General features: G+C 59.3%; 34 protein-coding genes and 1 pseudogene. 16 read left to right on the top strand and 19 right to left on the bottom strand.

The genetic code is table 11. The features are described from left to right. Positions 1-11 precede the first annotated feature (11 nt). A complete protein-coding gene (locus CP97_RS15145) occupies positions 12-2828 on the top strand; it encodes a conjugal transfer protein TraG N-terminal domain-containing protein (protein WP_063612629.1) in 2817 nt (938 codons plus the stop codon). A gap of 1 nt (position 2829) precedes the next feature. On the opposite strand, the gene CP97_RS15150 is transcribed toward CP97_RS15145, so the two are convergent. Beyond that, on the bottom strand, positions 2830-3045 hold the full coding sequence (locus tag CP97_RS15150; RefSeq protein WP_063612630.1) for a hypothetical protein: 216 nt from the start codon (positions 3043-3045) through the stop codon (positions 2830-2832). Positions 3046-3303: 258 nt separating this feature from the next. On the opposite strand from CP97_RS15150, the gene CP97_RS15155 reads away from it, so the two are divergent. The 3 genes from CP97_RS15155 to CP97_RS15165 all read left to right on the top strand — a co-directional run bounded on the left by CP97_RS15155 (position 3304) and on the right by CP97_RS15165 (position 5619). Continuing rightward, positions 3304-3576 carry a WGR domain-containing protein gene (locus CP97_RS15155; protein WP_063612631.1) on the top strand — a complete coding sequence of 91 codons (273 nt, stop codon included), beginning with the start codon at positions 3304-3306 and terminating at the stop codon, positions 3574-3576. 331 nt (positions 3577-3907) lie between these two features. Beyond that, positions 3908-4693 carry a type IV toxin-antitoxin system AbiEi family antitoxin gene (locus tag CP97_RS15160; protein WP_082863938.1) on the top strand — a complete coding sequence of 262 codons (786 nt, stop codon included), beginning with the start codon at positions 3908-3910 and terminating at the stop codon, positions 4691-4693. Between the two features lie 8 nt (positions 4694-4701). Further along, complete coding sequence (locus CP97_RS15165) at positions 4702-5619, top strand: nucleotidyl transferase AbiEii/AbiGii toxin family protein (RefSeq protein ID WP_063612632.1); 918 nt, start codon at positions 4702-4704, stop codon at positions 5617-5619. 375 nt (positions 5620-5994) lie between these two features. Here the strand turns inward: CP97_RS15165 and CP97_RS15175 are convergent, their stop codons facing one another. Continuing rightward, the gene (locus CP97_RS15175) at positions 5995-6648 is read right to left on the bottom strand and encodes a hypothetical protein (protein WP_063612634.1); all 654 of its coding nucleotides are present in this window, start codon (positions 6646-6648) and stop codon (positions 5995-5997) included. Between the two features lie 14 nt (positions 6649-6662). Between CP97_RS15175 and CP97_RS15180 the strand changes: the two genes are divergently transcribed. After that, positions 6663-7049 (top strand): type II toxin-antitoxin system RelE/ParE family toxin, encoded by a 387-nt coding sequence (locus CP97_RS15180; protein WP_063612635.1) that lies wholly within the window; start codon positions 6663-6665, stop codon positions 7047-7049. Next, positions 7046-7393 carry a helix-turn-helix domain-containing protein gene (locus CP97_RS15185; protein WP_063612636.1) on the top strand — a complete coding sequence of 116 codons (348 nt, stop codon included), beginning with the start codon at positions 7046-7048 and terminating at the stop codon, positions 7391-7393. The genes CP97_RS15180 and CP97_RS15185 overlap by 4 nt, the downstream gene beginning before the upstream one ends. A gap of 92 nt (positions 7394-7485) precedes the next feature. Here the strand turns inward: CP97_RS15185 and CP97_RS16015 are convergent, their stop codons facing one another. From CP97_RS16015 to CP97_RS16660, 3 genes are read right to left on the bottom strand one after another with little or no spacing between them, the layout of a single operon-like run. After that, positions 7486-7626, bottom strand: coding sequence for a DUF3768 domain-containing protein (locus CP97_RS16015; protein WP_225871719.1), 141 nt, complete (start codon positions 7624-7626; stop codon positions 7486-7488). Between the two features lie 54 nt (positions 7627-7680). Next, on the bottom strand, positions 7681-7869 hold the full coding sequence (locus tag CP97_RS16020; RefSeq protein WP_082834649.1) for a hypothetical protein: 189 nt from the start codon (positions 7867-7869) through the stop codon (positions 7681-7683). Continuing rightward, positions 7869-7994 (bottom strand): hypothetical protein, encoded by a 126-nt coding sequence (locus CP97_RS16660; protein ID WP_257730376.1) that lies wholly within the window; start codon positions 7992-7994, stop codon positions 7869-7871. The genes CP97_RS16020 and CP97_RS16660 overlap by 1 nt, the downstream gene beginning before the upstream one ends. 602 nt (positions 7995-8596) lie before the next feature. On the opposite strand from CP97_RS16660, the gene CP97_RS15195 reads away from it, so the two are divergent. The 3 genes from CP97_RS15195 (at position 8597) to CP97_RS15205 (ending at position 10385) form a co-directional block, all read left to right on the top strand. Next, entirely contained in the window at positions 8597-9457 is an 861-nt protein-coding gene (locus CP97_RS15195) for a DMT family transporter (RefSeq protein ID WP_161485480.1), read from the top strand. Between the two features lie 301 nt (positions 9458-9758). Then, positions 9759-10124 (top strand): PRC-barrel domain-containing protein, encoded by a 366-nt coding sequence (locus CP97_RS15200; RefSeq protein WP_063612638.1) that lies wholly within the window; start codon positions 9759-9761, stop codon positions 10122-10124. A 69-nt stretch (positions 10125-10193) separates the two neighbouring features. Further along, positions 10194-10385 (top strand): DUF3008 family protein, encoded by a 192-nt coding sequence (locus CP97_RS15205; protein ID WP_063612639.1) that lies wholly within the window; start codon positions 10194-10196, stop codon positions 10383-10385. A 117-nt stretch (positions 10386-10502) separates the two neighbouring features. Here the strand turns inward: CP97_RS15205 and CP97_RS16220 are convergent, their stop codons facing one another. From CP97_RS16220 to CP97_RS15225, 5 genes are all read right to left on the bottom strand, one after another. Beyond that, positions 10503-10835 carry a hypothetical protein gene (locus CP97_RS16220; protein WP_066850801.1) on the bottom strand — a complete coding sequence of 111 codons (333 nt, stop codon included), beginning with the start codon at positions 10833-10835 and terminating at the stop codon, positions 10503-10505. A 171-nt stretch (positions 10836-11006) separates the two neighbouring features. Next, positions 11007-11720, bottom strand: coding sequence for an RES family NAD+ phosphorylase (locus CP97_RS15215; protein WP_063612641.1), 714 nt, complete (start codon positions 11718-11720; stop codon positions 11007-11009). After that, positions 11717-12133 (bottom strand): MbcA/ParS/Xre antitoxin family protein, encoded by a 417-nt coding sequence (locus CP97_RS15220; RefSeq protein WP_063612731.1) that lies wholly within the window; start codon positions 12131-12133, stop codon positions 11717-11719. The genes CP97_RS15215 and CP97_RS15220 overlap by 4 nt, the downstream gene beginning before the upstream one ends. Before the next feature lie 273 nt (positions 12134-12406). Beyond that, complete coding sequence (locus CP97_RS16550; RefSeq protein WP_082834648.1) at positions 12407-12634, bottom strand: GDCCVxC domain-containing (seleno)protein; 228 nt, start codon at positions 12632-12634, stop codon at positions 12407-12409. Continuing rightward, positions 12634-13029, bottom strand: coding sequence for a hypothetical protein (locus CP97_RS15225; RefSeq protein WP_063612642.1), 396 nt, complete (start codon positions 13027-13029; stop codon positions 12634-12636). The genes CP97_RS16550 and CP97_RS15225 overlap by 1 nt, the downstream gene beginning before the upstream one ends. A 67-nt stretch (positions 13030-13096) precedes the next feature. Between CP97_RS15225 and CP97_RS15230 the strand changes: the two genes are divergently transcribed. Next, positions 13097-13501 carry a MerR family transcriptional regulator gene (locus CP97_RS15230; RefSeq protein WP_063612643.1) on the top strand — a complete coding sequence of 135 codons (405 nt, stop codon included), beginning with the start codon at positions 13097-13099 and terminating at the stop codon, positions 13499-13501. A gap of 8 nt (positions 13502-13509) precedes the next feature. Here CP97_RS15230 and CP97_RS15235 read toward each other — a convergent pair whose 3' ends face one another. After that, positions 13510-14856, bottom strand: coding sequence for a dihydrolipoyl dehydrogenase family protein (locus CP97_RS15235; protein ID WP_087910615.1), 1347 nt, complete (start codon positions 14854-14856; stop codon positions 13510-13512). A 134-nt stretch (positions 14857-14990) separates the two neighbouring features. On the opposite strand from CP97_RS15235, the gene CP97_RS15240 reads away from it, so the two are divergent. From CP97_RS15240 to CP97_RS15265, 6 genes are all read left to right on the top strand, one after another. Then, positions 14991-15353 (top strand): ArsR/SmtB family transcription factor, encoded by a 363-nt coding sequence (locus CP97_RS15240; RefSeq protein ID WP_063612732.1) that lies wholly within the window; start codon positions 14991-14993, stop codon positions 15351-15353. Next, positions 15346-16275, top strand: coding sequence for an MBL fold metallo-hydrolase (locus CP97_RS15245; protein WP_063612645.1), 930 nt, complete (start codon positions 15346-15348; stop codon positions 16273-16275). The genes CP97_RS15240 and CP97_RS15245 overlap by 8 nt, the downstream gene beginning before the upstream one ends. Beyond that, a complete protein-coding gene (locus CP97_RS15250; RefSeq protein WP_063612646.1) occupies positions 16275-16721 on the top strand; it encodes a YeeE/YedE family protein in 447 nt (148 codons plus the stop codon). The genes CP97_RS15245 and CP97_RS15250 overlap by 1 nt, the downstream gene beginning before the upstream one ends. After that, positions 16718-17137, top strand: a complete 420-nt coding sequence (locus tag CP97_RS15255) for a DUF6691 family protein (protein WP_063612647.1) — start codon at positions 16718-16720, stop codon at positions 17135-17137. The genes CP97_RS15250 and CP97_RS15255 overlap by 4 nt, the downstream gene beginning before the upstream one ends. Positions 17138-17161: 24 nt before the next feature. Further along, complete coding sequence (locus tag CP97_RS15260) at positions 17162-18928, top strand: SulP family inorganic anion transporter (protein WP_063612648.1); 1767 nt, start codon at positions 17162-17164, stop codon at positions 18926-18928. Positions 18929-19138: 210 nt separating this feature from the next. Then, positions 19139-20491 (top strand): MBL fold metallo-hydrolase, encoded by a 1353-nt coding sequence (locus CP97_RS15265; protein WP_063612649.1) that lies wholly within the window; start codon positions 19139-19141, stop codon positions 20489-20491. Positions 20492-20969: 478 nt separating this feature from the next. Here the strand turns inward: CP97_RS15265 and CP97_RS15270 are convergent. From CP97_RS15270 to CP97_RS15305, 8 genes and pseudogenes are all read right to left on the bottom strand, one after another. Beyond that, a pseudogene (locus tag CP97_RS15270) lies at positions 20970-21512 on the bottom strand (class I SAM-dependent methyltransferase); the annotation flags it as partial. A 223-nt stretch (positions 21513-21735) separates the two neighbouring features. Then, on the bottom strand, positions 21736-22074 hold the full coding sequence (locus tag CP97_RS15275; RefSeq protein ID WP_063612650.1) for a hypothetical protein: 339 nt from the start codon (positions 22072-22074) through the stop codon (positions 21736-21738). A 73-nt stretch (positions 22075-22147) separates the two neighbouring features. Then, positions 22148-22870 (bottom strand): NAD(P)-dependent oxidoreductase, encoded by a 723-nt coding sequence (locus CP97_RS15280; protein WP_063612651.1) that lies wholly within the window; start codon positions 22868-22870, stop codon positions 22148-22150. A gap of 210 nt (positions 22871-23080) precedes the next feature. Then, complete coding sequence (locus tag CP97_RS15285) at positions 23081-23566, bottom strand: DUF6692 family protein (protein WP_063612652.1); 486 nt, start codon at positions 23564-23566, stop codon at positions 23081-23083. Then, a complete protein-coding gene (locus tag CP97_RS15290; RefSeq protein ID WP_063612733.1) occupies positions 23563-24093 on the bottom strand; it encodes a DUF305 domain-containing protein in 531 nt (176 codons plus the stop codon). Before CP97_RS15290 ends, CP97_RS15285 begins: the two co-directional genes overlap by 4 nt. A 67-nt stretch (positions 24094-24160) precedes the next feature. Next, positions 24161-24577: a potassium channel family protein gene (locus tag CP97_RS15295; protein WP_063612653.1), complete on the bottom strand. Its 417-nt coding sequence runs from the start codon at positions 24575-24577 to the stop codon at positions 24161-24163. After that, positions 24574-25329, bottom strand: coding sequence for a glutaredoxin family protein (locus CP97_RS15300; protein ID WP_063612654.1), 756 nt, complete (start codon positions 25327-25329; stop codon positions 24574-24576). Before CP97_RS15300 ends, CP97_RS15295 begins: the two co-directional genes overlap by 4 nt. Then, positions 25326-26702: an APC family permease gene (locus CP97_RS15305; RefSeq protein WP_063612734.1), complete on the bottom strand. Its 1377-nt coding sequence runs from the start codon at positions 26700-26702 to the stop codon at positions 25326-25328. The genes CP97_RS15300 and CP97_RS15305 overlap by 4 nt, the downstream gene beginning before the upstream one ends. Positions 26703-26749: the final 47 nt, after the last annotated feature.

The following is a 26749-nucleotide window of genomic DNA, read 5'->3' on the forward strand; positions in this document are numbered from 1 at the left end:
CAGGGACCGTGATGGAGATCTACACGATCGGCGGCGGGGAATATATCGTCAACGTCCTCAACGCGGTCTCCGCATGGACGGGGGGAGGGGGCTTCCGCTCGCTTCTCCGGGTCGTGATGGTGATGGGTTTCATATACACGCTTCTGATCGTCGCCTTCAGTTTGAACTGGCGCGCCTGGCTCAACTGGTTCCTGGGTGCGACGCTCATGTACGGGGCACTCATCATCCCGACGACCACCGTGCAAGTCACCGATCGCCTCAATCCCAGTCTGGCACCCTCGACGGTCGGCAACGTCCCGGTTGGTCTGGCCCTCATCGCCTCGGTCAGCTCGACTGCCGGCGACTGGTTGACGCGCACGGCCGAGACCGTCTTCACGATGCCTGGCACCCTGCAGATGTCGAACAACGGTATGATCTATGGAGCCAGGCTCTGGGATCGCACCCGGGACTTCCAGATCCGCGACCCCCGCATCAGCGCCAATCTCGAGGAGTATTTCAAGCAGTGCCTCTTCTATGACATCTTGCTCGGCCATACGTCTTTCGACACGGTCGCGAACTCGAACGACATCCTGACCGATATGGGCCCCGGCTCGCCGGCGCGGGGTATGAAGTGGATCCCAGCCACGGGCACCCCGACGATCGTGACTTGCCAGGCAGGATACACGAGCCTTCAGAGCGGGATTATCACCTATACCGATGCGCAGCTCGAGGAGGAGGGCCGCAAGCTCTTTCCAGGCCTCACTCCCGCAGCAGCTCGCGCCAAACTGATCGCCGACCTCCCAGTCATCGCCAATCAGTTCCACGGTAGCAGTCAGACCGCACAACAGATTTTCCATCAACGCTCGCTGGTGAGTGCCTTCCTCGAAGCGCGAGCCAATCTCGGTGCGGCTGATGGCGATACATTCGCCATGCTCCGCGCCGAGGAACAGGCGCGCAACACCTACACGTCGATCACACAGCAAGCGATGACGTGGGTCCCGCTTCTCAACATCGTGCTGACCGTCGTCTTCTATGCGATGTTCCCGGTCCTCTTTCCGCTCTTCCTTCTTCCGCGCACAGGGGTAACCGCGCTGAAAGGTTATTTCACCGGCTTCTTCTATCTGGCCGCATGGGGGCCACTCTATGTGGTCCTGCACATGTTCATCATGGACCGCGCATCGGACTCTCTGAATGCGACCGCACCGGGCGGCATCACGATGGCAGGCATGGCCGGTATCGATGCGGTCAACGCGGATACCGCGACGATCGCAGGCTTCCTGATGATGTCGATCCCGTTCCTTGCTGCCGGCATGGCGCGGGGAGCGATGGCCGTCTCGTCGCAGGCGACCTCCATGCTCGCTCCAGCACAGGCTGCAGCGGAAGCGGCGGCCGTGGAACGGACGACGGGCAACTACTCCTACGGAAACGAAAGTTTCATGAACCTGTCGAGCTTCAACCGGCAGTCTAACCAATGGAACACGGCGCCATCCTTCACGGGTGGAGTTGCTGTGCAGTCGACCGTCAATCCCAACGGTACTTTCACGCGGACGATGGCTGACGGTTCTACCGTCTTCGATACATCACCCGGAATGAGCCGCCTCGCCTTCGGTGCCTCTTTGAGCCAGTTCGCAAATTCCGAGCGCCAGCAGACGCTTTCCGAGCTCGAGACGGCTCGCAACAGCCTCACCGAGGAGCGTTCGCGTGCGCTTTCGTTCCTCGACCGAACCTCGGCACGTCAAACGACCGGCGTCCGCAACTCGAGCGGAAGCGAAAACTCTGCAGGATATCGCTCTGGTGAAAATTTTCAGAGGTTTGACAATCAGTCGCTCGATTCGAGAGACGGTATAAGCGAAGGTGACAGGATTTCGCGCTCTTCGGGCGATCAGCAAACCAACATTGATCGTCTTGAGACTACTCGTGGCGGGAGTATTGGCGTATCTGGCACTGCCGGTAGAGGAAATTCTGGAGGAAGTCCTCGCAGGGGCTCTGGCCTTGGTATTAATGCCGGCGCCCAAACTGGCATCAATGGAGGACGGTTGCGCACCGACCTCGTGAACCGTGGAAACGATCGTATACAAAGCAACGGACTCGATTCGTCGACCTCTGACGGTCGCTCCAACGGGTCGAATGCTACACAGGATAATGGCAGCTACTCGCAGAGCGGCAGCTTTAATCGAAGCGAGGGCTATTCGGATAATTCCTATTCTCGTGAGCAAGCTCTCGAAGAGATCCGGCGCATTGATGAGCGCATTGCTGCAATCGATGAAGTTTCGACGTCCCTCAGCAACAATACCTCCAATCGCGAAGGGTACGGTGCGAACCTCAACTTCGATATGTCTCAGATTGTTGCATCAAGGTATCAGGAAAAGGCCATGGAACTTGGGGTGACGGCCCCGAGCTTGGCCCGCACCGACTACAATCCGCAAGAGCAGGCAACCTATGAGCTTGTAGCGAGAGAAATTATCGCCGATTATTACGATGCTCGCGTTGCCCCCTTCAATGATCTCATCCCTGAACGCGGCTCCTTGGTCGGCAATGTCACTGGGCCCGGCGATTTCAGCGAGTCCGACCTTCGCGCCAGCACGCCGCGCCAAAATGTTGGTGGGCCACGAAACCTCGTGAATGGATCGAGTGATGGATCTATCGGAGACCGGATCGACGAAGGCGCATCGTCACTTGGTGATCGTTATGAGGCCAACACATCTCGCTACAGCGACAAGCGGCGGGAGTTCGAGGAGCGCCGAGAAGGCTTGGGTGGAGCAAACGATCGCTTTAACGAGCGCTTCTATGATCACGACCAGCGGGAGCGTAACACAATTCAAAGACGCCTTCGTGGTGACGACGAATGAGTTACCAGCTCAAAATAGCGATAAAGATGAATGCAATTGCTAACATCAATCCGAGAATAGAATTCCATTCAACTCGTCCCTGCGATGGCTCGTAATCGTGGCCAAGGAAATCATCCCCGGTCTTATAGAGCCACTCTGGGTTCACTCCGCCTGAAGGATCCCACTTCGCGGCTGCCTTGACCACTCCAGATTCTCCAGGTTGATCGTCGAAGCTCATCGCAATTCTCCTAGGCTAGCCGTAGCATTTTAGGACGCTAAATACAACGACTGACCGGATGCTGCGTTTAAATCAAGTTGGACAATCCGTTACGGAATTCTTGATGCGCGAGACCTTGCGGACAATTCCAGACCTGCGTGGGCCATGGTCTGAAAGCAGTGCATATGCGATGCCTGATCGAAGATTTGAATCACAGGGTAGGGCGGTGATTCAGTTTCTGCGTTGGATTTGAGAGTTGCGGTGCACCAATGTCTCTTCATGGCAAAGCACTTCGAATGCCGCGAGCACTGGCGGGCTGTCGACACCGCGCGCAACATCGCACGCGACTATCAACTCACGGTCACGCTCGACCTGTTTGGCTGGACCGTCGTCGAACGTCAGTGGGGTCGCATAGGTTGTAACGGGAAGGGCGCGCGCGACAGCTTTCCGAATGCGGCGTCGGCGCGGCGTTTTGTCGATGCAGTTCGTAGCCGACGCGGAAGCGCCAAGCACCGGATCGGAGTGGAATATCGGTCCGTTGAAGAAGCATAGGCGAGCGACTCACATCCCGTAGGCATGGTTTCATGCGGAGATTGGAAAATAGGCTTTCCAATCTCCGCATGAACTGTCGCGAATGTATTGCGCAATGCGGAGATTAGGAGAACTGGTCTGCTTTTGAGCGGGATGCCGAAACGTTGTCAGCGCGGATATCTCGCAGACTAGACGTCCGAGATCTCGCGGCTGAGGCGTGAGTTCGACCGCAGGTTTGGGCCCTGAGTCCGAGCATAAGGTTTGTAGACTGCGCCAAACACCAAGCTTGGCTTGGCAAAAGCGGAAAGCTTCAAACTGGATTTTGGTTTGAAGATATGCCAAAACACTAATCATGGCTAAGCGTTCTGACAGCAAGCTAAACCGGCTTCAGCGGGAACTCCCTGAGGGACTCCTGGCCGATGCCGCGTGGATGGAGGCGCACGGTTATTCATCGGCGCTGCGCAGCCAGTATGTCCGCGCTGGCTGGCTCGAAAGTCCGGCGCGGCGGGTCTATCGTCGCTCGCGCGCGCCATTGACATGGCCGCAGGTGGTTATCTCGCTCCAGACCGTGCTGGACCTGCCGCTGACCGTCGGCGGGCGCACCGCACTCGAACAGCTAGGCTATGCCCATTACCTTTCGGCGGAGATGCGCGAGGTTCACCTCTACGGGCCGAAGCGACCGCCGACATGGCTGGACAGTTTGCCGCTCGACGTAGCCTTCCGCTGGCACAACAGTCTGCGTCTGTTTCCCGGCGATGCCGGCGCACAAGCGGAGCCGAGCCCCGTCATGGTCAGCGCCGCAGATCTGAGCTTACCCATCCGCTATGCGAGCAAGGAACGTGCCGCGCTCGAATTGCTCGACGAGTTGCCCAGACATGAGAGTTTCCATCAGGTCGATGCCCTGATGGAAGGGCTGAGCGATCTCAGCCCGCGTCGCCTGCAAACCCTGCTGGAGACCTGCGCCAGCGTGAAGGTGAAACGGCTATTCCTGTTCTTCGCCGACCGCCACCGGCATGCCTGGCGATCCCGTCTCGATGTGACCCGTGTCGATCTTGGATCGGGGAAGCGCGTCCTGGTCAAAGGTGGCACGCTCGACCCCGGCTACCACATAACCGTGCCGTCCGATCTGGCGGGGTAGCGGGCATCATGGCCTTTCTCGACTCTTACCGGCAACAGGTCGCCCTTCTCATCCGCACCATTCCTTTCGTAGCGCAGGAAGAAGCCTTCGCCCTCAAAGGCGGTACCGCGATCAACCTGTTCGTGCGCGACATGCCGCGCCTGTCGGTGGACATCGACCTGACCTATCTGCCGGTCGAGGATCGCGCCAGGTCGCTTGCCGCGATCAACGCGGCCATGCTGCGAATAGCGAAACGGATCGAACGCAAAATACCGGACGCGAAGGTCCATGCTTCGCGCTCGGCCGACGAGAAAATCGTCACCAAGCTGCTCGTCCGCGCTGGAGGCGTGCAGATCAAGATCGAGGTAACGCCGGTACTGCGCGGCACCGTCTACGATCTTGCCTTGCGGAGCGTTGTGCCAACAGTCGAAGACGCCTTTGGCTTTGCCGAGATGCAGATCGTGTCCTTCGAAGATCTCTATGCGGGCAAGATCGTCGCGGCGCTTGACCGCCAGCACCCTCGCGACCTTTTCGACGTGCGCGATCTCCTGGCGCACGAAGGTATAAGCGACGAGCTGCGGCGCGCATTCCTTGTCTACGTCATCAGTCACCATCGCCCGATTGGCGAAGTTCTTGCCCCGACACGAAAACCGATTGTGGAGGAATTCGAGCGCGGTTTTGTCGGAATGACGCATGAGCCGATCGCGCTGGCCGATCTTGAAGAAGCGCGCGAGGCAACCATCGCTGCGATGGTTGCCGACATGCCCGATGCGCATCGGCGGTTTCTGGTCGGCTTCAAACGCGGAGAGCCGGACTGGCAACTTCTCGGCATACCGGAAGCTTGGCACCTGCCTGCCGTCCTATGGAAGCAACGCAATCTGGACCGGCTCCCTGCCAAGAAGCGATGTGAACTGGCGGATGCACTCGAGAAGATGCTGTTTCAATAAAGCCAGTATCGAAACTTCGTTGTCCGGAATCAATCCCTCGTCTTATTGCGGATCGTTTCCCAGAAACCGTGCGGTTGCGCTTGAATATGCCCGCAGCTTCCTGCCGTATCGCAGCACCGTCGATGCAGAATCCCAGAGCATTGCATTCGAGATCGCGACACCGTCAGCGCCCAACGCGATCAGATCCTGGGTCAAGCCAACCCTCAACGAGTGGGATGAGATCAAATTCAGATAGCCCACGTTGTCATCATTTTGTCGCATCGACGGCGAAAGCGCGGCCTCCGCCGCATGCTTTAGGTCCTCGCGGAAAATGTCAGGCCGCGTGGCCCAAGCTCGGATAGCAGGGCCCCTGCGATGCTTAATCGAAGATTTGAATCACAGGGCAGGGCGGTGATTCAATTTCTGCGTTGGATTTGCGGGTTTCGGTGTGAGCAATGCTTTTTCATGGCAAAGCACTTCGAATGCCGCGAGCACTGGCGGGCTTTCGATACTGCGCGCAACGTCCCACGCGACTATCAGCTCACGGTCACGCTCGATCTGTTTGGCTGGACCGTCGTCGAACGTCACAGGAGTCGCGTAGGTTGTAAAGGAAAGGGCGCGCGCGACAGCTTTTCGAATGCGGCGTCGGCGCGGCGTTTTTTCGATGCAGTTCGTCTCCGACGCGGAAGCGCCAGGCACCGGATCGGAGTGGCATATCGGTCGGTTGAAAAGGCTTAAGCGACCGACTTTTCGCATCCGGTCGCTCTGGTTCGATGCGTTTGGCGGAGAATAGACTCCCCAATCTCCACACGAACTGCCGTGCATATATTGGGCGATGCGGAGATTGACGTCTATATTCACCGCAGGAATTGGCAGCGCCTTTGGCTGCCGTTCGGCATCGCCAAGGGCGTCTGCGGAGCCGGATGGAAGGCCTCGGTTTTGATCTCCGCACGGCACGAGGGCGGTCAGGGAAGGTGGGGAACGTCCTACCAGGATGAATCCGAAAACATGGTTAGACGAAAGCTTCGCTTCGATCACGCTGGCAAACATCCCGACATACCCGATTGACAAGTGTTGTCAGATATGACTACATAGGATCATGTCGCGCCCCAACGCTTCGACCGATTTCGTGGATCAAGGCAGCGCGCAAGGATTTCGGGGCGTTCCCGGCCCGTGCGATCGACAAGGCGCTCGATGCGCTGACGATCGTGGCCGATGGCGGGGCGCCGGACATCGCCAAGCCGCTCGCTGGTCTCGGCTCCGGTGTTTGGGAGCTGGCGATCAAGGAGCGCGGCGATGCCTACCGTGTCGTCTACGCCCTGCAACTGGATGACGATATCTGGGTGGTGCATGCCTTCCAGAAGAAGTCGACGAAGGGAATATCGACGCCGCAGCGCGAGATCGACCTCGTGCGCGAGCGGATCAGACGATTGAAGGAGATGCTGGAATGACCGAACAGAAGGACGACATCGAACTGGTGCGCGGGTCAGGCAATGTCTTTGCCGATTTCGACGTGGCCGATGCGAGCCTGCGTCAGCTGCGCGCAATCCTCGCCGCCGAAGTGGTCAAGACGCTCGACAAGGAAAAACTGACCGTCCGCGATGCCCAGGCCCGCACAGGTATCGCGGCGGCCGATTTCTCGCGCATCCGCCAGGTCAAGCTCGACCGCTTCACCGTCGACCGGCTGATGCGCATCCTCGACCGGCTCGACCGCGATGTTCGCGTCAAGGTATCGGTTGCTGCACGGCCCGAGCACCTCGCGGCATGTCGGCGCGGCATTGCAACATCTCGCTAAGAGTGGCCGGGCGCACGCCCGGCATGGTGATCTGGTCGGGGTCGGGTCCGGCGGTGTGGACCGGTGGATTGCGCCTGGTCATGCTCCACCCCTCAATATTCGCTGGCAAGCATGATCGTCAGCACTCGACGGGCAGTCGCTAGGTTGGCCGGGTTCTCGCTGCCGAACCGCAAATCGCGGTCGTAGGAATCGATCTTCCAGAACACGGTTTCGGCAAGTTGTGCCGGTCGCATGATCGTCCAATTTCCATCGCCGCCCTGATAGATCGTTCCGAAATCACGCGCGCCTTACGGATCGTTGTCCGGCACGAAGGCGTCGAAGGTCTCGATCAACTCACGCACCCGAGACCGATCTGCCTCGGGCAAGGCCCGGAATCCCTCTGTCGCCACGGCAACACCGGCCAGCCCCATCGCCTGCCGCGCCCGGTCATTGAGCCGGACAATTTTCTCGGTGCGTGAAAGTGTGCCAGCGGTCATTACACCGCCCTCCCGCCACTTTCGCAGATGTCGATCAGTTCGCCGAAATCCTTCTGCTCACCCAGTTCCTCGACGAGTTCTGGGAGAAATGGGCAATGCGCTGGTGTCCCAAAGACCAAGAACATCAATGGCTGCTACCGGCGGCTCTACTTGCAGGAGGCTTTTCCGGGTCTCTGCATCGACGAGCTCAATGAAGAGCACGCCACCAGATGGTTTGCCGAGGTCAACCAGCAAATGGAACCCGGCACTGCTAACAGGGCCTTCGGTTTTCTAAGGCTGACGCTCTTGCGTCAGCGAACTTTACATGCACTCTGATATGCTAACAATAAGTATCGGATTTAACATAAGAAGTATTATCATTCTAGCGGATCAGCTCGACCTGCCTTTCGGAACCCTTCCCAGGAAAGCTTGTGCGCGGATCCGCTACCAAGTAGCGCGCGTGGCCCTAGGACTGATCTCGGTCGGTCGCCGGATGAGCGGGTCACGTCCGTATCACTCCCAACCTCCCAATTCTCATCGCTCGAATACGTGCGATCGGGCTCTGGCGCAGCATAAGAAATAGACGAGATCCTTGAAGAACTGAGCTATCTGACACGAGACGCCGCCCGCGAAACGGAAACAAGACTATGTTTTCCAAGCGGAGCCCGGCATGCTAACTTTTTGCAGTATCATGGCATCCGAAAGACGCTCGACCGCTCCTGCGATTGTTGTGCAGCTTTTGCTGGGCATGGCACTCTTTGGCAGTGCGACGCCGCTCAGCAAGCTAATCGGGCAACAGTTCTCGGTCTTCACGGCATCATGCATGCGAATGCTGATCGCTTGTCTGGTCCTTGCTCCATTTACATGGCTGCTGACGAAACGGTTTGCCGGTGCGAAGCGGTCGGACTGGTGGGTGATTGTCGCGATTTCATTATTCGGGATGGTCGGTTTCACCGCAGCCATGCTTTTTGGTATGCGTCTCACTACAGGCGTGATCGGCTCGACGATCATGAGCGCAACACCGGCAGTGACTGCCGGCGCGGCCGTAGTTTTCTTCGGTGCCGCAATGAACTGGCGGACGTCGGGAGCACTGGCCCTTGCGGTCGCGGGGATAGTAGCAATCAATCTGCTACGAACGGAAGGAGGCGGAGACACGGAAGCTCCGATCCTCGGCGCAGCTCTTGTCGCAATGGCCGTGTGTTTCGAGGCAGCCTACACCCTGCTTTCACGGAAACTGTCCGACGGTATAAGCTCGCTGGAGGCCACGCTGGCAGCCTCATTGATTGCTGCGTTGGTTTTTGTTGTTCTGGCTATCGTTTTCGACCCCCAACCGTTCGATTTTTCCGACGTAGGTCAGACTGGGTGGTTTGCGGTAGCCTTCTGGGGCGCGGCTACAGCGGGGCTTGCTCCTGTTTTATGGTATAATGGTGCCCGCAAAGCGCCGGGAGCACTCACGGCAGGTGCTATGGCGGTCATGCCCCTCAGCGCGCTTGTGCTATCTTATTTGTTGCTCGGCGAACCTTTTCGCTGGTCTCACCTCTTGGGCTTTGGGTTGGTTTTCTCAGGGCTTGTTCTGATGATAGTCGAGCATTCGAAGTCGGAAGATTAGGCTCCGGACCGGGATTCCCAGAGCCGCCATAATGTGATCCCGCAGCGCCCCCCAGCAAGTTGCGCGCAAACTTGACGCGGTTTCCTGCCGTGCTGCCAGCCTATTCTCGACGAGAAAACCGCCGGGCCGTTCGAGCGCCTTGCTCATATTAAATGGCGATCAGCCTACTGCTTCAGTGACTAACCTTTGTTATCAAAGAGGATTTTTGCGACGAGCGGAGAAACTATCATCGCGGTGCGAGCGTTACTCCGCTGTGACCAAGTCACTCTTGGTCAATTTCAGTCGGAAAGGAGTTATCACGATGTCGCATCAAAACGTAAGGAGCAGCGATCTGATTGGCAGCGACCGCGTCGAAGGAACGGCGGTCTATGGGTCCAATGGCGACAAGATCGGTACTGTCGAACGTGTCCTGATCGAAAAACGCGGTGGTCAGGCCCGCGATGTCGAGATTTCGGTGGGCAGCTTCCTTGGTATGGGCGGCGAGTTGCACAGCCTTCCTTGGGAGAAGTTCGACTACAATACCGATCTGGGTGGCTATCAGCTCGACGTGACCGAGGATCAGTTGAAGGGCGCGCCGACCTATAAGGAAAGTGAGCGCGACACCGCTTATGACCGCGATTACCAGACGCGGTCGTACGACTATTGGGCGGTCACACCTTACTGGTGACGGAAGCCACGAACCGAGCGCGCACGAAGTGGCGAGAAGCATATTGAGTGGAGACGAGGAGCAGATACCATGCCGACAAAATCGAAAGCCCAGCAAAAAGCCGCAGGAGCAGCTCTGTCTGCGAAGCGCGGCGATACCAAGGTGAGCGATCTGCAAGGCGCTTCGAAAGACATGTACGACTCGATGAGCGAGGACGAGCTTGAGGATTTCGCCAAGGGCGAGCGCCAAGGGAAACCCGAGCACGCCGACAAGGATGATTGATCGCCGGTATCGCCGTACTGAAGCTTTGTCGATCAGGCGACCGCTCGCCCACCCCGCTCGGTATGTGATACAATAAATTGGTTCCGCGCGTCCTGATCCAAGACTCTGTTCGAGAGACTAGAGAGGCTTTAAACAATGGCGGAGGCTCAGGCGGTCCGCTTTGATGAAGCATTGGATATGCCGGAAAGCATAATTCTGGACGTCATGCGATGCTGGCGCGATGCCAAGGATCATGGCGAAGCGGTTCAGCCCTACATATACCAGACGCTGGCGCGGCATCGGCTTGAAATTCTCGTCCCAGTTTTTGATAGCCTGATGACCCTTTGCGAAGCGGCTATGAAACGATCCTTTGTTGCCGGCGAAGATGGCGATCGAAGCGGCGACGAAACCGCTCTGATCGATATGCTCGTCGATCCCGAAGACGCGCGAATTTATATCGGCTGCACTCAAGAAGATCGCATTTTGTTGAATTGCGCTTTGCGTTCGACACGATTGATGATGGAACAGGCGGTCGCGGGGATATCGACAGGCCGCCCACAGCAATATTAGACCAGAGCTGTCGGCGTATGGTCAGCGCCGCGTCCCTTCCAAAATTTCCGCCGAAAATTTGCATCTCACATGTCACACGATCCGAAACACTTCCCCTGTCCTGGTATCGCGGTAGAGATCAACCCGCTCCCCATCCCAATGATAATCAAGATGGCGACCCTGGATCGCATTTGAGGCGAGGTCGGGATAGAACAGGCCAGCACACTCGCCACTTTCGCGGCGCACGCTGGAATAAGCCACGCCGTTGGACCCGGCTGCCCGTAACTGCCCTCCCAGCGTTTGGCTTGCCGAATAGTCATTCGGATCCGCGGCTTTACTAAATCGTCCCTCATCCGCGCGGAGATCATGCAACCGCGCATTGATGTCCATCACGACCTCGCGGAATTGCGAAGTCCAGCCTGGTGCTTCGTTCGTGCGCGCCATGAAGCGGCTATGATGATGAATGGTTTCGAGCAGCGCGACCTCGAAGCTGTTGCCCGCATAGAGCACGCCATAGCTGCCGTCACTGAATCGCGTCGGGCGGTCGGGGCTGACATGGGTGAACGGTGCCATAAGATACGTCGCCCCCGGTCCGCCGACACGCCGTTCTTGCGGTACGAGGTCGAGATTGCCGATATTTTCCATCAATCGCGGATTGGTCTTTTGCTCCGCCGAGATGAGCAGCGGCCAGTCGGCAGGATCGGCAATATCCTCGAACAGATCGATCGGCGGATGGATGCTGCGGATGATACGGACCGCGTCTTGCCATTCAATGGTGGAAACCGGGACCGTGTCGGGATCGATCACCAGCCGCCACGCTCGGCGTCGAGATAGCGGCGCACCCGCATCAGATCGGTCAGTTCGCCGCCCAGCATGATATCGAGCGCGGAGCGACCCTGAAATGCGCTATTGGGTGCCTTGATCCAGTCATGGGCGCGCCGTGTCTCACGAAAGATATAGCGCAGCGCCTTGTGAATACCGATCAGGTTGGACAATCGCGCCTTGCCGTCGCGGTCGATCCGGCCGGGTTCACCGTCCGCTTTCCAGCGGCGGTAAGACCGCACGGGGACGTCAAGCAGTGTGGATGCCTGTTCGTCGGTCACATCCCATTTTCCGAACAGGTTTACCACCGCACGAAACATCGCAGCGGCCTCGTCATCGGTAATCGGGACGGGCCGAAAATCGCGAATTGCGGTGTCTACAGGCTGAAATGCAGTCATCATGATACTCCTATATGGCATCGTATGGGTCATATAGGGCCATTTGGCAACCTTCGTTTGTAATATCGGGGTTCTTGTCGCTTGCATTTCTCCTCGTTGAAATCGCTAGCGGTATCCTTACCCGAAGCTGGCTTGGCGGTGGTGAACCATGTGAGCGGTTCGCAAGCAGGCGTTGCGCGCGCCTACCAGCGCCCCAACTGGAAACAGGAAATAGGGCAAAGCCCTCGACGACTGGAACAGACATCTCGTTCGCACCGTTGGTGATGCGGTCCTCTACTGCGACGCGCCACAAGTGGAACCGCCGCCATTTTCGCGCGCCTCCTGAATGGGCGGACATGGCACATCTCCATAAGAGCAAAAGACGCAGCAGTCTCCGGCCAGCGGCTTCAGCCTTTTCTGGCAATGCGGGCACTCGTAAAAGAACCAGCATGCGTTGCTCGGCATGGTTTCGGTCGTGGCCGCTTCGCATTGGGGGCAAGTGATCGTGGAGACAGTCTGCATCAGGCTCCTCCGAGTGCACGCATCAGCGGTTGTTCAATAAAACCCCATAGCGCGGACAGAACGACCATCGCGGTGGCAATCAGCAATATCAGCCGGGTAGCGCTGCTGTGGGCAGGCTGCGCACAGCCATCAGCACTGCAAAAACGCACTTTGCGCAAGTGAAGAAACCACCCAAGGGCCACGACTAGGAAGGCTGCGATTGTGAGCGACAAGTGGTAGGGAACAAACCATGCGAGCCCTCCAGCGCCAAGGCCGACCGCGACAAGGGCCAAGGGCAGAACGCAGCAAGCAGCCGCGGAGAGAAGCGCAGCTGCACTTGCCAGTACTCCGACGCCAGCCACCCCGCGATCGCTCACGTTTTTCGGCTCGTCGTATTGGATAGTCTGCTCGGTCATCTTTGCTTCCGCTCGATTCGATCCCTATGTACTTCCTGTAGTAGATATAGGTGCAAGGAGATTCGACATGGGCGGCCTGTCGATAGGTGAGCTGGCGCGCAAGACCGGCGTCAATATCGAGACGATCCGGTATTTCGAGAAGATCGGAATGCTCGGTGCGCCGGAGCGCACAGCAGGCGGTCACAGGGTGTTCGACGATGGTCACCTTCGCACACTCAAATTCATCAAGCGGGCGCGCGAACTAGGCTTTGCGCCAAAGGAGGTTCGGACACTTCTGGACCTGGGCGGTCCTGCCAAAGCATGCTGCGACGAAGTGCGCAAGATTGCAGTTCATCACCTCGAAGAAGTGCGGGGCAAAATCGACGATCTCGTCCGATTGGAACGGCACCTAGCCGCCACCGTCGAGCAGTGTTCGGGCGGGCATGTGCCCGACTGCGCAGTCATAGACATGCTGGAAACCGCCCGGCCCTAGACCCACCCCTAGACCATGTATCCGATGTCAGACGCGCCGGTTGGATAGGCGAACATCGTAGTCTTCAGATCGTCCGCAGTGAGCCCATGGCGGATCGCCAGTCCGAAAATATTGATGGTCTGATCTGCGCCGGGTCCGACAAGGTGGGCGCCCAGTATCTTCCCCGTCTGCTCATCAACCAGTGTCTTGTAGCCGTAGACCGGTTCAGCGATCCGCCTGGCGGTGAACCATTGAGAGGTCCGCTCGCACTTTGTTCGAAATTTCAGCCCCGCCTCTTTCGCGTCGGCCTCGGTGAGGCCAACCCGGGCGATAGGCGGAAGCGTGAAGGCCACGCTCGGTACACCTTTGTAGTCGGGCTTGCGGTGATTGCCTTCGACGAGATTGGTCGCGACAACTTTTGCATCATGGCTGGAAACGGGCGTGAGTGGCGGCCCGTTCGAGGCAGCATCTCCGGCAGCGTAGACGGCCGGATTGCTCACGCTCTGCAGAAATTCGTTCAGCTTCAGCTTTCCGTTTTCGACTGCGACACCGCCCTTTTCGAGATCGAGCCGCTCAATCGCCGGGGCCCGTCCTGCCGCATGAACGACAAGATCGGCCGCAACCTCGATCGGCCCCTCCTTGCCACTCGCATGGACCGTATACTCTCCGTCCCGTTCTCGAATGGCATCGACGGTCGTATCGGTAATCACGCGGACACCGATCCGATTGATCGCATCCATGAGCCAGCTCACCAGTTCTGGTTCGAACTGCGTCAACATGCGCGGTCCCCGCTGGAGGATCGTTACCTCGGCTCCCGCGCGGGCGGCGATATGCGCAAACTCGGCGGCGATATATCCGCCGCCGACCATCACGATCCGCTTCGGCAGCGAGGGCAATTCGAGAAAGCCCTCATTGTCGATCAGGTGCTTTTCGCCCGGGATGACTAGAGGTATAGGTCTGGCTCCTGACGCAATCAGGATTTTGCGGTATTCGATTTCCTGGTCGCCTACGGAGAGCCGATCAGGCCCCGTGAATTTTGCCGTTCCATGCAAGGTCACGATGCCGGCCTCTTCATACCGACGCTCATGCTTTTCAGGCACGGGGTCGGTGAAGCTGCGCTTGAAGCGGATAAGGTCGGACCAATCGATGCGTAAAGTCCCCTCTACCCCGTGACCTGTCATTCGTTGTTTTGCTTCGATCGCTTCTGCGCCGGCCACCAGCATCTTTTTGGGATCGCAGCCGCGTAGCGCGCAGGTGCCGCCAAACGGTTTCTCGTCGACGACCGCGACTTTCCAGCCAGCTTTCGCAACGCGCATAGCGCAAACCATGGCTGCAGTCCCCGTGCCGATCACTACCAAATCGTATTCCATGTTCACTCTCCTGCCCGCTCAACGAAGCTGGAGCGGCTACAGGTTCCAATGCCACCATCGAAAGATCGGTGAAAGGCAAAAGTCATTCCTTGAAAATATCTTAGCCTGCTCTAAATTAGTAATAGCTAATGGAGAAGATTATGGGCCAGGACGGGCCTTCAGAAACGGATTTCATGCGCCAGGCTGGCGAGGCCAGCCGCCTGCTGAAAGCGATGGCCAACGAATCGCGCCTGCTGGTCCTCTGCTTCCTGGCCGAGGAAGGCGAGTTGTCCGTCGGGGATCTGGCGCAGCGCGTCGGGCTGAGCCAGTCCGCCCTGTCGCAGCACCTCGCAAAATTGCGCGAAGGCGATCTCGTCGCGACCCGCAAGGAGGCCCAGTCGGTGTTCTACCGTGTGTGCGACCCCAATGCGCAGCGTGTTCTGGAATTGCTGCATGACATGTTTTGCCCTGAGCTCGGCCAATCCCCCAGCCGAGCGACGACATCGGAGAGACAGTATGAGTGACGACACGAATATCGAAAAGGCCATCGAACAGGTGAACGGCGTTCTTGCCGGCAATCCGCGAGCGCCTCACGTCAAAGCGTTCTTCCATGAGCCGACCTTTACCGCGACCTATGTCGTCAGCGACGATCAGACCAAGCGCGCGGCCATTATCGACAGCGTCTGGGATTTCGATCAGCCTTCGGGCCGCACCAGCTTGGAAGCGGCGGACGAGATTATCGATTATGTGCGCGAGGCAGGCCTGACCGTCGACTGGATTCTGGAAACCCACGCACATGCCGATCACCTGTCGGCCGCGCCCTATCTGCAGGAGAAGCTGGGCGGCGAAATGGCCATCGGCCGCGACATCGTGACCGTTCAGGGCGTGTTCGGCAAGGTGTTCAACGAAGGCACCGAATTCGAGCGCGACGGCTCGCAGTTCGACCGCCTGCTGGAGGATGGCGACGAGTTGATGATCGGCGATATACCGCTGATCGCGCTCCACGTTCCCGGCCATACCCCGGCCGACATCGCCTATATCGTGGGCGATGCGGCCTTTATCGGCGATACGATGTTCATGCCCGATTATGGCTCTGCGCGGGCCGATTTTCCGGGCGGCAATGCGCGCAATCTCTATCGCTCGGTCCGGCGACTGATGCGCCTGCCGGACAAGACGCGGGTATTCCTGTGCCATGATTACAAGGCACCCAACCGCACCGAATTCGTCTGGGAAACCACCATGCTCGCACAGCGCACAGCCAATGTGCATCTTCACGAAGATGTTGATGAGGATGAGTTCGTCGATATGCGCACGCAGCGCGATGCGACGCTGGAGATGCCGCGCCTGATCCTGCCCGCCATCCAGGTGAACATGCGCGGTGGACATTTGCCTCCGCCGGAAGATGACGGCACGTCCTACCTCAAGATGCCGGTGAACAAGCTGTGATGCTGCCCGGATTTCCCGACGCCGCTCCACTGGCAGGATTGCTCGGAGGCGTGCTCATCGGCCTCGCGGCCGCGCTGATGCTGCTGGGCGCAGGGCGAATTGCCGGCGTGTCCGGCATCGCCGCCCGCGCCTTCGGCATCAGCGGTGACGGTACGCCCAGATCCGGCGCGTGGGCGTTTGTCCTGGGTCTGCCGATTGGCGCAATGCTGATTGCCTGGGGCCCTGGCGGGATCCAGGCCAGCTTTGCCGGTTACGTACCGCTGATTGTGGCGGGCCTGCTGGTCGGCATCGGCACGCGCATCGGCAGTGGCTGCACCAGCGGCCACGGCGTTTGCGGAGTCAGCCGGTTGTCACAGCGCTCGCTCGTCGCCACGGTGACCTTCATGGCGGCCGGGATCGCGACCGTCGCCATCATGAATGCCTTTGGGCTGGAGGTGCTGTCATGACGCGTTCGTGGCCGGTGACGCTCCTATCGGGGACGTTGTTCGGCGCCGGGCTGGCGCTGGGCGGCATGGTCGACCCGGCGCGTGTACGCGGTTTTCTCGACATTTTTGGGGACTGGGATCCCACTCTTGCTTTCGTGATGGGCGGCGCGGTGATCGTGATGGCGATTGCCTGGCGGATCCAGGCACGCATGGCGCAGCCTTTGATTGGCGCGACGTTCGCTCTTCCCGACCGGACCGACCTGACCCCCCGTCTGATCGGCGGCGCGGCGCTGTTCGGCACCGGTTGGGGAATTGCCAGCCTGTGTCCCGGACCTGGATTCGCTGCACTGGCGATCGAACCGGCAAAGGCGGCGGCTTTCGTGGTGGCGATGCTGGGCGGAATGCTGATCGTACGCTTGTTCGAGCCGCAGCGCTAAAGCGTCGTCGGAGCAATCGAAGCCATGGCCGAACCCACCTTGCTGGCACGCTACCTCCCCATTCTGCAATGGGGGCGCACCTATAATGGTTCTGTCCTGACGAACGATCTGGTGGCGGCGGTGATCGTCACGATTATGCTTATCCCGCAAAGCCTGGCTTACGCCTTGCTCGCCGGGCTGCCACCGGTCGTCGGGCTATATGCCTCGATCCTGCCGCTGGTGGCCTATGCGCTGTTTGGGACGAGCCGGACGCTGGCGGTGGGTCCGGTCGCGGTCCTGTCACTGATGACCGCATCGGCCGCGGGCGCTGTCGCTGCGCAGGACACGGCCGAATATCTCGAAGCCGCGATCACGCTGGCCGCTCTGTCGGGCATCATGCTGGCTGTGCTGGGCTTTCTTCGGCTGGGCTTTCTCGCCAACCTGCTCTCGCATCCGGTGATCAGCGGCTTCATCACGGCCAGCGGCATTCTGATCGCCACGAGCCAGATCAAGCATATTCTCGGGATTTCGGGCGGCGGCGACAATTGGCCGGAGATGCTGGGATCGCTTGCGTCCAATATAGGCCTGACCAATCCGTGGACGCTGGCCATCGGTATCCCGGCGACGCTGTTCCTGTTCTGGGTCAGGGGCGGACTGAAACCAGCCCTCTTGAGGATCGGCCTGAAACCGCGCGCCGCCGATATCGCTGCTAAGGCGGGGCCCGTGATCGCGGTGGCGCTGACCATTCTCGCGGCCGTTATGCTCGATCTTGCGGAAAAGGGCGTCGATCTGGTCGGGGCCATTCCGCAGGGCCTGCCGCCTTTCGCCACCCCGTCGACCGACATGGACCTGATCGCGCAGCTATGGGTGCCCGCGCTGCTGATCTCGGTGATCGGTTTCGTGGAGAGCGTCTCGGTCGCGCAGACCTTGGCCGCCAAGAGACGCCAGCGTATTGCGCCCGACCAGGAGCTGATCGGCTTGGGCGCATCGAATATCGCAAGCGCCTTTTCGGGCGGCTATCCGGTGACGGGCGGGTTCGCCCGCTCGGTGGTAAACTTCGATGCCGGCGCGGAAACGCCGGCTGCGGGCGCCTATACGGCCATCGGGATCGCCCTGGCATCGCTGTTCCTTACGCCGCTGCTGTTCAGCCTGCCTATCGCCACGCTGGCGGCCACGATTATCGTCGCGGTGCTCAGCCTGGTCGATCTGAAGACGCCCGGTCAGCTGTGGCGCTATTCCAAGGCGGATTTCGCAGCGCATCTGGCGACCATCGTCACCACTCTCTTGGCTGGCGTGGAACTGGGCGTGATTACCGGTGTCGTGGTTGGTCTGCTGCTGTATCTGTGGCGCGCATCGCGGCCGCACGCGGCTATCGTCGGGCGTGTTCCGGAAACCGAACATTTCCGTAATGTGGAGCGGCATGATGTCTTTACCGTTCCGCACGTCCTGTCGATCCGTATCGATGAAAGCCTGACCTATCTCAATGCGCGCTGGCTGGAGGAATATGTGCTCGAGCGCGTCGCGGACCAGCCAGAGGTGCGCCACGTCATCCTGATGTGCAGTGCGGTCAACGAAGTGGACGCCTCGGGCCTGGAAAGCCTCGAGGCGATCAATCACCGGCTCTCCGATAGCGGGATCGACCTCCACCTATCGGAAGTTAAAGGCCCGGTGATGGATCGGCTCAAGCGAACCGAATTTCTCGAGAAAATCGGCGGGCGTGTGTTCCTGTCGCAGAACCGCGCGTTTCGCGAATTGTCGCGGGATAATGCCGATCCGTCTCTGCCCGACGATATCGCTCGAGGTTTGATATGAACGAATATCCAAAAAGGAAATCGAGATTGGCATATCTCTCGGCGTCCATCGCTATAGGCATTCTCGACGCACTTGTTTTTCCTCATCGTCCGCACAGGCGGCACTTTTCCTGTGAACTCGCAATCCTTTACGGTTGCCAACCGTTTTGCTCGGAGGCCTGCTTTCGGCCTGACCGCATCCCCTCGTAAACCGACCAGAAGGAAACTCATCATGCTTCTCGAAAAAATCAAGACACCCGGCCTATCCCATCTGTCCTATCTCGTCGGGTCCGGCGGGCAGGCGGCAGTGATCGATCCGCGCCGCGATTGCGACATCTATATCGAGAAGGCCCGCGCCGAAGGCTTGGCGATCACGCATATTTTCGAGACGCATCGTAATGAGGACCTCGTTTCCGGCGCAGCGGTCCTGGCCGACATGACCGGGGCAAAGGTGCTGCACGGCCCGAACGCCGATGGCGAAGTCGTCTATGCGCAAACGACGTGCGAGGGCGACAGCTATCGCGTCGGCCAGCTCGAATTCCGCGTATTGGAGACGCCGGGCCATACATTCGATCATCTCGCCTACGCATTGTTCGACACCGAATATCCGGAGAAAGCCGTTGCCGTGTTTACCGGCGACGTCTTGTTCGTCGGCGACGTCGGACGCACCGACTTCTATCCCGACCGCAAACGCGAGGTCGCAGGCCTGCTCTATGATTCCCTGCGCAAGATCTGCGACCTGGGCGATCAGGCCATCATTTATCCGGCCCACGGCGCCGGTTCTGTTTGCGGGTCGGGCATGGCCGACCGCGAGTTCTCAAGCGTGGGCCACGAGCGGCACAACAATCCGCGGCTGCAGATCGAGGACCGCGAAGCCTTTATCGACTTCAAGGTGGGAGAGAACCATTATCAGCCTCCCTATTTCAGGTTGATGGAGCGGCTGAACCTGGAGGGCGGGAGTCCCGCTCCGCGGGTCATTGAGCCGAAACCGATGTCGCTACAGGAGCTAGGCGAATGCGGCGCGGACCACCTCGTCGATATCCGCGAGCCGCTCGCCTATGCGTCGGGCCATCTGCCCGGCAGTATCAATCTCCCGGTTGGGATGATCCCCGCCTTTGCGGGGTGGTTTATCGGCGAAGGGGAGAGTGTCGCCCTGATCGCCTCGTCGCAGGGCCAGCTGAATACTGCCATGGAACACCTGGTCCGCATTGCACTGGACAACGTTCTGGGTGGTTACGTAGGCGTGGTGCCCGCGGCGGCGGCGGGCAAGAAGATGCGATCGATTCCGATGGTGGATACCGAAACAGTCGAACGGCGGCTGACCGGCGAACACAACGAATGGACACTGCTCGATGTGCGTGATGCCGATGAACGGGCGGCAGCCGCGATCGACGGCTCGGAGCATATTTATGTCGGCGAACTGTCTAAGCGCTGGCAGGATCTGGACCCGGCCCGCAGCTACACCCTCATGTGCGCGAGCGGAATGCGGGCGACAGTGGCGGCAGGCTGGCTCGACGCCCACGGCTTTGACAATGTGGATGTGTACCTGGGTTCGATGGGCGCGTGGAAAGCAGCGCAGAATTGAATTGCTAAAACCTATCCCGATAGCCGACTGACCAATTGCGGAACGCGCTCCTCGCATCTGCGAAGGTAACGCCGCAAGGCGCGCATCCGTATGTCACGCGAGCATCGTAGACTCGCCCCGATCTCAGCGAGGCTTTCTACAGCGTCGAGCAATACGTCGGGTTCATGGATCTGGACCCGGTGCAGCCGGTCACTGATCCGATCGATCAGGACCGTCAGACACCGGTATGTCGGCAAAGACGGTCAAGCAAGCTGCGACGAAAACGTCCTGCTCGATATGGTGGTTTCTCTCGATGATGCGGAAAATCACGTGAAAGACACGCATGAAGCTGTCGCCTGGATGATATGCGCCTTGCGTTCGACCAGATTGGATGATGCAACTCGCTCGCGCGGAAGTAGAACTGCACCATGAGCAGTAGCATCTGGACATGATCTTCCGTTGCTGGCCCGTACGGTTGCTGTCAGGTCAGCAAAGGATCTTAAGAAACCCGTCCCGAAAGGTTGCCCCACCTGCCCCGCAATGCCCCCTCCGCTTCGCCGACATATCGGCGCGTCAAGGGTAAAGCCCTCCGATCGCGGCAATACTGAATCTGGTAATTGCACATGCCGCCATGTTCGAAAGCCGCCGTGGCTCCGGCGAGATAGAAGGTCCACATGCGATAGAAGCGCGCATCGAACATCGCCTCGATCCGTTCGCGGTTGGCTTCGCAATTGGCATACCATGCGCGCAGCGTTCTGGCGTAATGCAGCCGCAGCATCTCGACGTCGCTGGCAATGAGGCGATATTTCTCGCTCGCCGCGACGGTTTCCGAAAGCGCCGGGATGTAGCCGCCTGGAAAGATGTATTTGCGCGTGAAAGCGTCGGTTGTGCCCGGTGTGCCGATCCGACCAATCGTGTGGAGCAGCATCACCCCGTCATCCGTCAGCATATTGGCGCAGCAGCGGAAGAACGTTGCGAATTGCGGGCGTCCGACGTGCTCGAACATGCCGACCGAGACGATCCGATCGAAACGCTGGCCGCGCAACGAGAACCAAAGTTCTCGCCATCCATGCGCAGGAGTCCATCGCAGCCATAATCGAAAGCGGCGACGAGGAAGCACAGCGAATGAAACTGGCGGAACTCTCAGATCTCTTTGGAAAGTTCAACCGCTAGAGACGATGCCTTGCCCTCCTGAAGGCTGTTTCGAGAAAGACTTGAACGGCAGCGTTAGAAAGTCGGCTAACAGATGCCCTGCGCATTCTGCGTCATGATCGAAAATGCTTGGCGCGCTCCACCATATGATTCATCTGAGTCGCTGCGTGGATGGTCAACGGATGCTGCTTCGCGTCGGGCCGCGGCGTTATAAAGTCCGCCATTTCAGCGATAAGCTCGAGCTGCTCTTCGCTAGCCTTCGAGAGCAGACCAAGAACGATATTTTCCAAGGCAATCACGCGGATGCGCAGCTGGATGAGTTCCGCGTCCGACAGAGCGGGGATATCCCACTCGTCGCAAGTTGCTGCTAACGCTTCCTGGGGACCACAGGGCAGGGCCCCGCCCTCCGCTTCCCACCGCGACACCGCGATGTCTTTCTTGTCGTGTGCCATGTTCTCAAACTCCAGACCTACTTTACCATGCCGCGAGCGGCGAATTCCAAACGGCGACGAACATCGCCATCGCTCACCTATCGCGACGAAGATGGAGGCTTTCTAGTTCCTCGCGAAGGGCAAGAAGCCCTTCCAGATCGTCAGCCTCCGGTTTGCCTACGGCAGGCTTTTCGTGGATCCACCTCCCACTCACTACTGAATCGAGAAGCAGGGCAGCGAGATCGGCATGGCAGCAGCGGAAGCAGTCCGTCGATAGCGTCCGCGCTTTCACTTGCGCTTCGCCGCTATAGGGCAAATCGATAAGCCAACCGGGTCTTGCGGCCGTCCACTTGAGACCTTGCTCGGCCTCGAGCATGCGCTCCATGGCCCGCATGTGTTCGAGAATGTTTGCCAGAGCGGGGACAACTGTCAGCCGGAACCATGACGGCACTCCGGCTTGCTGGTCCACGAATGCGGCGGATATCACTGCGATCCGGTCGATGCCGACGCGGCCCATCGCTTCGACAATGCGGCGCGTACCCTCGGTGTAGAGCGGTGGTGGGTCGATCGCGGTCGATGGCGTGAACGAAACGCCAAGGGTGGAAATAACCGCATCGCAACCACGAATGGCATCAGCAAGGTCGTCCTCGAGAACGTCGCATTGGATATAGTCGACACCTTCGATCCGTTTCGCCGGGTCCGGTAAATGATGCTCGAGACCGCGCACGTGGTGGCCGCGCTGCATCGCCTGTTCGAGGAGCAGCGTGCCGGTCTTTCCACCGGCGCCGAAGACGGCATGGGTCAGATTATCGGTCAAAAAGAAACCTTCGCAATTGCAAATGATGCGGATGAATATGAAGCCCCGCGCATGGGGTTGGTCATGCGCGGGGCTCCAAGACGGCTCCAGTGAGCCTGCGACCCGCAGGGCTCTCTTGGGGGAGCTGGAACCGCCTATCCACTGTAGCTTCGAAACCCGCGCCGGGCTTGCCTCCGGAAACAATCCAGGCACCTCACGCGGGTTCTTCTGCTACTGGTCGCAGATAGAATATCCGCGATACCCCAGTTCGTCTCCGGCCCCGGGCGGGACCACGATCAATTCCTGCGCTTGCAAGCCCGCATTGCCTTCATCGTCCAACAGACGCGTGGTGACGAGCAGATCGCCGCTGGTATAGCGATCCGTACCGGCAGCGCTGACCGGGATCAGTTTGCCGTTCAGCTTGATGAAGCCCTGGCTTCCCGGTTCGTAGACGAAGGTGGGGTAGCCAACCTCGGTCAAGCGGAAGACACAACGACCTTCCTTCCCGCCGATTGCCGAAACATCGGCGTCGCTCATCGTCTCGGGCTTTACGAGCGCCGTCGATATGTTCTGCAGCGCGCTGGAAGCCGGCTCGATTGGCGACGCTTTGGCCGGCGGATCAAGCTGCGCTTCGCGATCATTGCCGATGGCGGTGTTCTGGTTGCACCCAGCCAGCGCGACAGCCAGCCCTGTGGTGAGGATAAAGGTCGTCTTCATTGCGCAGCTCTTTCTTCGGGTGTCTCGGCAAGGGTTGGGTCAGGTTGCGGAGTTGCGGGAACCGGAGCTTCGATATCTTCGGGGAGCCTCTCAGTGGTCCGCACGCCATTTTCCTCGATATCCTCGATGAGGTATTTCATCTGCGCGATCTCGCGGCGCTGGGCGAGGATGATATCGTGCGCGAGCTTGCGCACGCGCGGATCGCGGATATGCGCCCGTTCGCTGGTCATGATGGCGATCGAGTGGTGAGGGATCATCGCCGCCATATATTCCTCGTCGTCGATCGTGGTCTGGCTGCGCACGAGCCACAATGCCAGGGCGAAGACCACTGCTGCGACGCCGAGAATGATGAAGTTCTTGGTTCTGTCTTTATACATGCCCCACATGAAGAGCAGCATGACGACCATCATCATCGCGCCCATCACGAACATCATCCAGAAGCGCGTTTCGCTCCAGAAGAAGTGATCGGCATCGTAGGTGTTGGCATACATGAGGACAAACATGACAACGGTCGATGTCGAGACCATCGCCATGAAGCGCCAGTAATTGCCACCGCCTCCCTCGCTATGATCGTGTTGCGTGCCTTTCGCCATATCAGTTCTCCTGTTTGCTCATGGTCTGGTAGACATATTGGGCGGTGCAGCTGATCATCAGGAACCCGGTCAGTGCGGCTATTCCGGAAATAGCGCGCATGTGACCGGCGGGCAGAATATCGCCCAGTCCGACAGTCGATATCGTAATCAGCGCGAAGTAATAATAGTCCATCCAGCTATCGATGACGTCCTGCTCCAGCGCTCCAAGTCCCCAAACACTGGCGAGATACATACCGCCTGCAAAGATACCGGCGATGACGAGATGGCTGGCAAGAACCAGGGACGAGCCGGCAAGGACCCGAAGATGCCTTGGCTCCTTCCCGGGCGGGGAAAGGGCCTTGGCGCCGCGCAGCATCCACATATGAAAATAGAGCGAGACCGCAAATAGGACGAAGCCGAGGAGCAGAGCCGCGATCATAAAGTGATCCAGCCCAGCGCCTTTGCTCCCATCCAGAGGCCCATACCGATCATGAACAGGTTCTCGGTCAGCGACACGAACCCCAGCGGCACGTTGGAACTGCCGCCCACGCAGGCGCATTTGAGCTCACGCTTCTGGATGTAGACCGCGTAGAACACGCTGACGGCACCAATCGTGCCTATGAACAGTGAGACCGGTACCGAGATGATCGGCAGCGCATGCGCGGTCATCAGGATACCAGCCAGCGCCTCGCCGAAGGGATAGACGAAACCGTAGCGCACCCAGCGCTGCGCCAGCAGATCGTAATTGAGGAACATGGTCGAGAAGCTGCGGACGTCCTGCAGCTTCTGCACCGCGAGCAAGCACATTGACAGACTGACAAACCATTCGGCAGCTTGCACGGTGAGCAGCTCGCCAAGCGCGTACCAGCTGATGGCGAGGCCAAGCAGCGCCGCGATCGCGAAGATGGCGATGACGGGTTGATAGCTGATCGTGTCGTCGCCGGTCTGCGTTCTCTTCTTGCCGAAATGGGCGCGGACATCGTCGTATCCGCCGATCCGCTTGCCATCGATAAAGGTCTGCGGTGTCGTCTCGACGCCATGCTCTTGCTTGAACGCGTCGGTTTCTTCGCGCGAGGAGAGGTGATTGTCCTCGACCGCAAAACCCTGCCGTTCGAGCAGGTCGACCGTTTTCAGGCCGTATGGACAGATGTGCTTGTCCATCACCATCCGGTATACTTTTGCCTGCTTCATTGTTTTTCTGCCTCGTTTTGATGGTCTTGGCTGCTTCCATTGACGCCGGCGTCCGCATGCGCGTTCCCATCCTCCGCACGTCTCCGGCGCAGGAACAGGGCTTCGAGACCAAATACCGCAGCTATGAGGACCGCCCCGATCACCACGATGGCGGGGTCGGAATCGAGCTTCACCCCCGCAAAGGCGACAAGAATTACGCCGTCGGCAGCGATTGCCGCAAGCAGGACCGAACCCTTGGCCCCGATCTCCTTGCGCAGATGGCGGTACACGCCCCAATGGACCAGCATGTCCATGACGAGATAGAAGAACGCCCCGAGCGAAGCGATCCGCGACAGGTCGAACAGCACCGCGAGCGTGCCCGCGATCACCACCGTATAGACCAGCAAGTGACCGCGGATCGGACCCTTCATGCCGAAGTGACTGTGCGGGATCATCTTCATCTCGGTCAGCATGGTGAGCATCCGCGAGACTGCAAATACGCTGGCGATCACGCCCGAAGTGGTCGCCGCAATCGCAATGACGATGGTAAACCAGAACCCGAGCTCTCCAAGCGCCGGCCGGGCGGCGGCAGCGAGCGAATAATCGCGCGCCTCGACGATCTGGCCGATCGTCAGACTGGACCCGACCGCGAACGCGACGAGCAGGTAGGTGACGACGCAGATCGCGATCGAGATCATGATCGTGCGGCCTACATTGCGATGCGGATCGACGATCTCTCCGCCGCTATTGGTGATCGTGGTAAAGCCCTTGAACGCCAGGATCGAGAACGCGACCGACGCCAGGAACGCGCCGCCGCTCGTCATAGACGCAGGCTCGGCAAACGCGCCGGAGAAAAATCCGCTCGCGGCGATTGCGGCCACGGCGAACAGAGCGATCCCGCCGATCTTGATCGCCGACATGACAAGCGAGAAGCCGCTCACCGATCGATTGCCCGCCTTGTTCACGATATAGGCGAATACGATCAACCCAAGAGCCAGGGCTGACAGCAGGAGACTGTTCTCCTCAAGCCCGAACGGTCGCAGGGCGTAGGTAGCAAAGGTTCGCGCAACGAGGCTTTCGTTGATAACCATCGAAAGCGCCATGAGCAGCGAAGCCGAGGCCGCAACGACGCCAGGACCATAGGCTTTCTGCAGTATCATCGCGATGCCGCCCGACGACGGCCAGGCATTGGACATCTTGATGTAGCTATAGGCGGCCAGTGATGTGACGAGCGCACCCAGAACGAACGATAGCGGGAACAGCGGGCCGGCAAGTTCCGCGATCTGACCGGTGAGAGCGAAGATCCCAGCGCCGATCATCACGCCGGTACCCATAGCCACACCCCCGGCGAGACTTATTGTCCCCTCACCAGCGGCGTCGGGCGCGCTTTCCATCGCGGCATGTGTGCCATGCTTCGTCGCAGTCATAAGGCTCGAACTCC

This window comes from Aurantiacibacter atlanticus (assembly GCF_001077815.2).
Classification (GTDB): Bacteria; Pseudomonadota; Alphaproteobacteria; order Sphingomonadales; family Sphingomonadaceae; genus Alteraurantiacibacter; species Alteraurantiacibacter atlanticus.

Coding starts and splice junctions, on each gene's coding strand:
- CP97_RS15285 (WP_063612652.1), bottom strand. CDS start 23,566: ATGAAGACGACCTTTATCCTCACCACAGGGCTGGCTGTCGCGCTGGCT.
- CP97_RS15185 (WP_063612636.1), top strand. CDS start 7,046: ATGACCGAACAGAAGGACGACATCGAACTGGTGCGCGGGTCAGGCAAT.
- CP97_RS15175 (WP_063612634.1), bottom strand. CDS start 6,648: ATGTTTGCCAGCGTGATCGAAGCGAAGCTTTCGTCTAACCATGTTTTC.
- CP97_RS15150 (WP_063612630.1), bottom strand. CDS start 3,045: ATGAGCTTCGACGATCAACCTGGAGAATCTGGAGTGGTCAAGGCAGCC.
- CP97_RS15300 (WP_063612654.1), bottom strand. CDS start 25,329: ATGAAGCAGGCAAAAGTATACCGGATGGTGATGGACAAGCACATCTGT.
- CP97_RS15200 (WP_063612638.1), top strand. CDS start 9,759: ATGTCGCATCAAAACGTAAGGAGCAGCGATCTGATTGGCAGCGACCGC.
- CP97_RS15240 (WP_063612732.1), top strand. CDS start 14,991: ATGGGCCAGGACGGGCCTTCAGAAACGGATTTCATGCGCCAGGCTGGC.
- CP97_RS15245 (WP_063612645.1), top strand. CDS start 15,346: ATGAGTGACGACACGAATATCGAAAAGGCCATCGAACAGGTGAACGGC.
- CP97_RS15145 (WP_063612629.1), top strand. CDS start 12: ATGGAGATCTACACGATCGGCGGCGGGGAATATATCGTCAACGTCCTC.
- CP97_RS15160 (WP_082863938.1), top strand. CDS start 3,908: ATGGCTAAGCGTTCTGACAGCAAGCTAAACCGGCTTCAGCGGGAACTC.
- CP97_RS15155 (WP_063612631.1), top strand. CDS start 3,304: ATGGCAAAGCACTTCGAATGCCGCGAGCACTGGCGGGCTGTCGACACC.
- CP97_RS15260 (WP_063612648.1), top strand. CDS start 17,162: ATGGCCGAACCCACCTTGCTGGCACGCTACCTCCCCATTCTGCAATGG.
- CP97_RS15225 (WP_063612642.1), bottom strand. CDS start 13,029: ATGACCGAGCAGACTATCCAATACGACGAGCCGAAAAACGTGAGCGAT.
- CP97_RS15250 (WP_063612646.1), top strand. CDS start 16,275: ATGCTGCCCGGATTTCCCGACGCCGCTCCACTGGCAGGATTGCTCGGA.
- CP97_RS15230 (WP_063612643.1), top strand. CDS start 13,097: ATGGGCGGCCTGTCGATAGGTGAGCTGGCGCGCAAGACCGGCGTCAAT.
- CP97_RS15165 (WP_063612632.1), top strand. CDS start 4,702: ATGGCCTTTCTCGACTCTTACCGGCAACAGGTCGCCCTTCTCATCCGC.
- CP97_RS15205 (WP_063612639.1), top strand. CDS start 10,194: ATGCCGACAAAATCGAAAGCCCAGCAAAAAGCCGCAGGAGCAGCTCTG.
- CP97_RS16020 (WP_082834649.1), bottom strand. CDS start 7,869: ATGACCGCTGGCACACTTTCACGCACCGAGAAAATTGTCCGGCTCAAT.
- CP97_RS15220 (WP_063612731.1), bottom strand. CDS start 12,133: ATGACTGCATTTCAGCCTGTAGACACCGCAATTCGCGATTTTCGGCCC.
- CP97_RS16550 (WP_082834648.1), bottom strand. CDS start 12,634: ATGCAGACTGTCTCCACGATCACTTGCCCCCAATGCGAAGCGGCCACG.
- CP97_RS15265 (WP_063612649.1), top strand. CDS start 19,139: ATGCTTCTCGAAAAAATCAAGACACCCGGCCTATCCCATCTGTCCTAT.
- CP97_RS16015 (WP_225871719.1), bottom strand. CDS start 7,626: ATGCGACCGGCACAACTTGCCGAAACCGTGTTCTGGAAGATCGATTCC.
- CP97_RS16660 (WP_257730376.1), bottom strand. CDS start 7,994: ATGTTCTTGGTCTTTGGGACACCAGCGCATTGCCCATTTCTCCCAGAA.
- CP97_RS15295 (WP_063612653.1), bottom strand. CDS start 24,577: ATGATCGCGGCTCTGCTCCTCGGCTTCGTCCTATTTGCGGTCTCGCTC.
- CP97_RS15195 (WP_161485480.1), top strand. CDS start 8,597: ATGGCACTCTTTGGCAGTGCGACGCCGCTCAGCAAGCTAATCGGGCAA.
- CP97_RS15290 (WP_063612733.1), bottom strand. CDS start 24,093: ATGGTCTCGACATCGACCGTTGTCATGTTTGTCCTCATGTATGCCAAC.
- CP97_RS15275 (WP_063612650.1), bottom strand. CDS start 22,074: ATGGCACACGACAAGAAAGACATCGCGGTGTCGCGGTGGGAAGCGGAG.
- CP97_RS15305 (WP_063612734.1), bottom strand. CDS start 26,702: ATGGAAAGCGCGCCCGACGCCGCTGGTGAGGGGACAATAAGTCTCGCC.
- CP97_RS15255 (WP_063612647.1), top strand. CDS start 16,718: ATGACGCGTTCGTGGCCGGTGACGCTCCTATCGGGGACGTTGTTCGGC.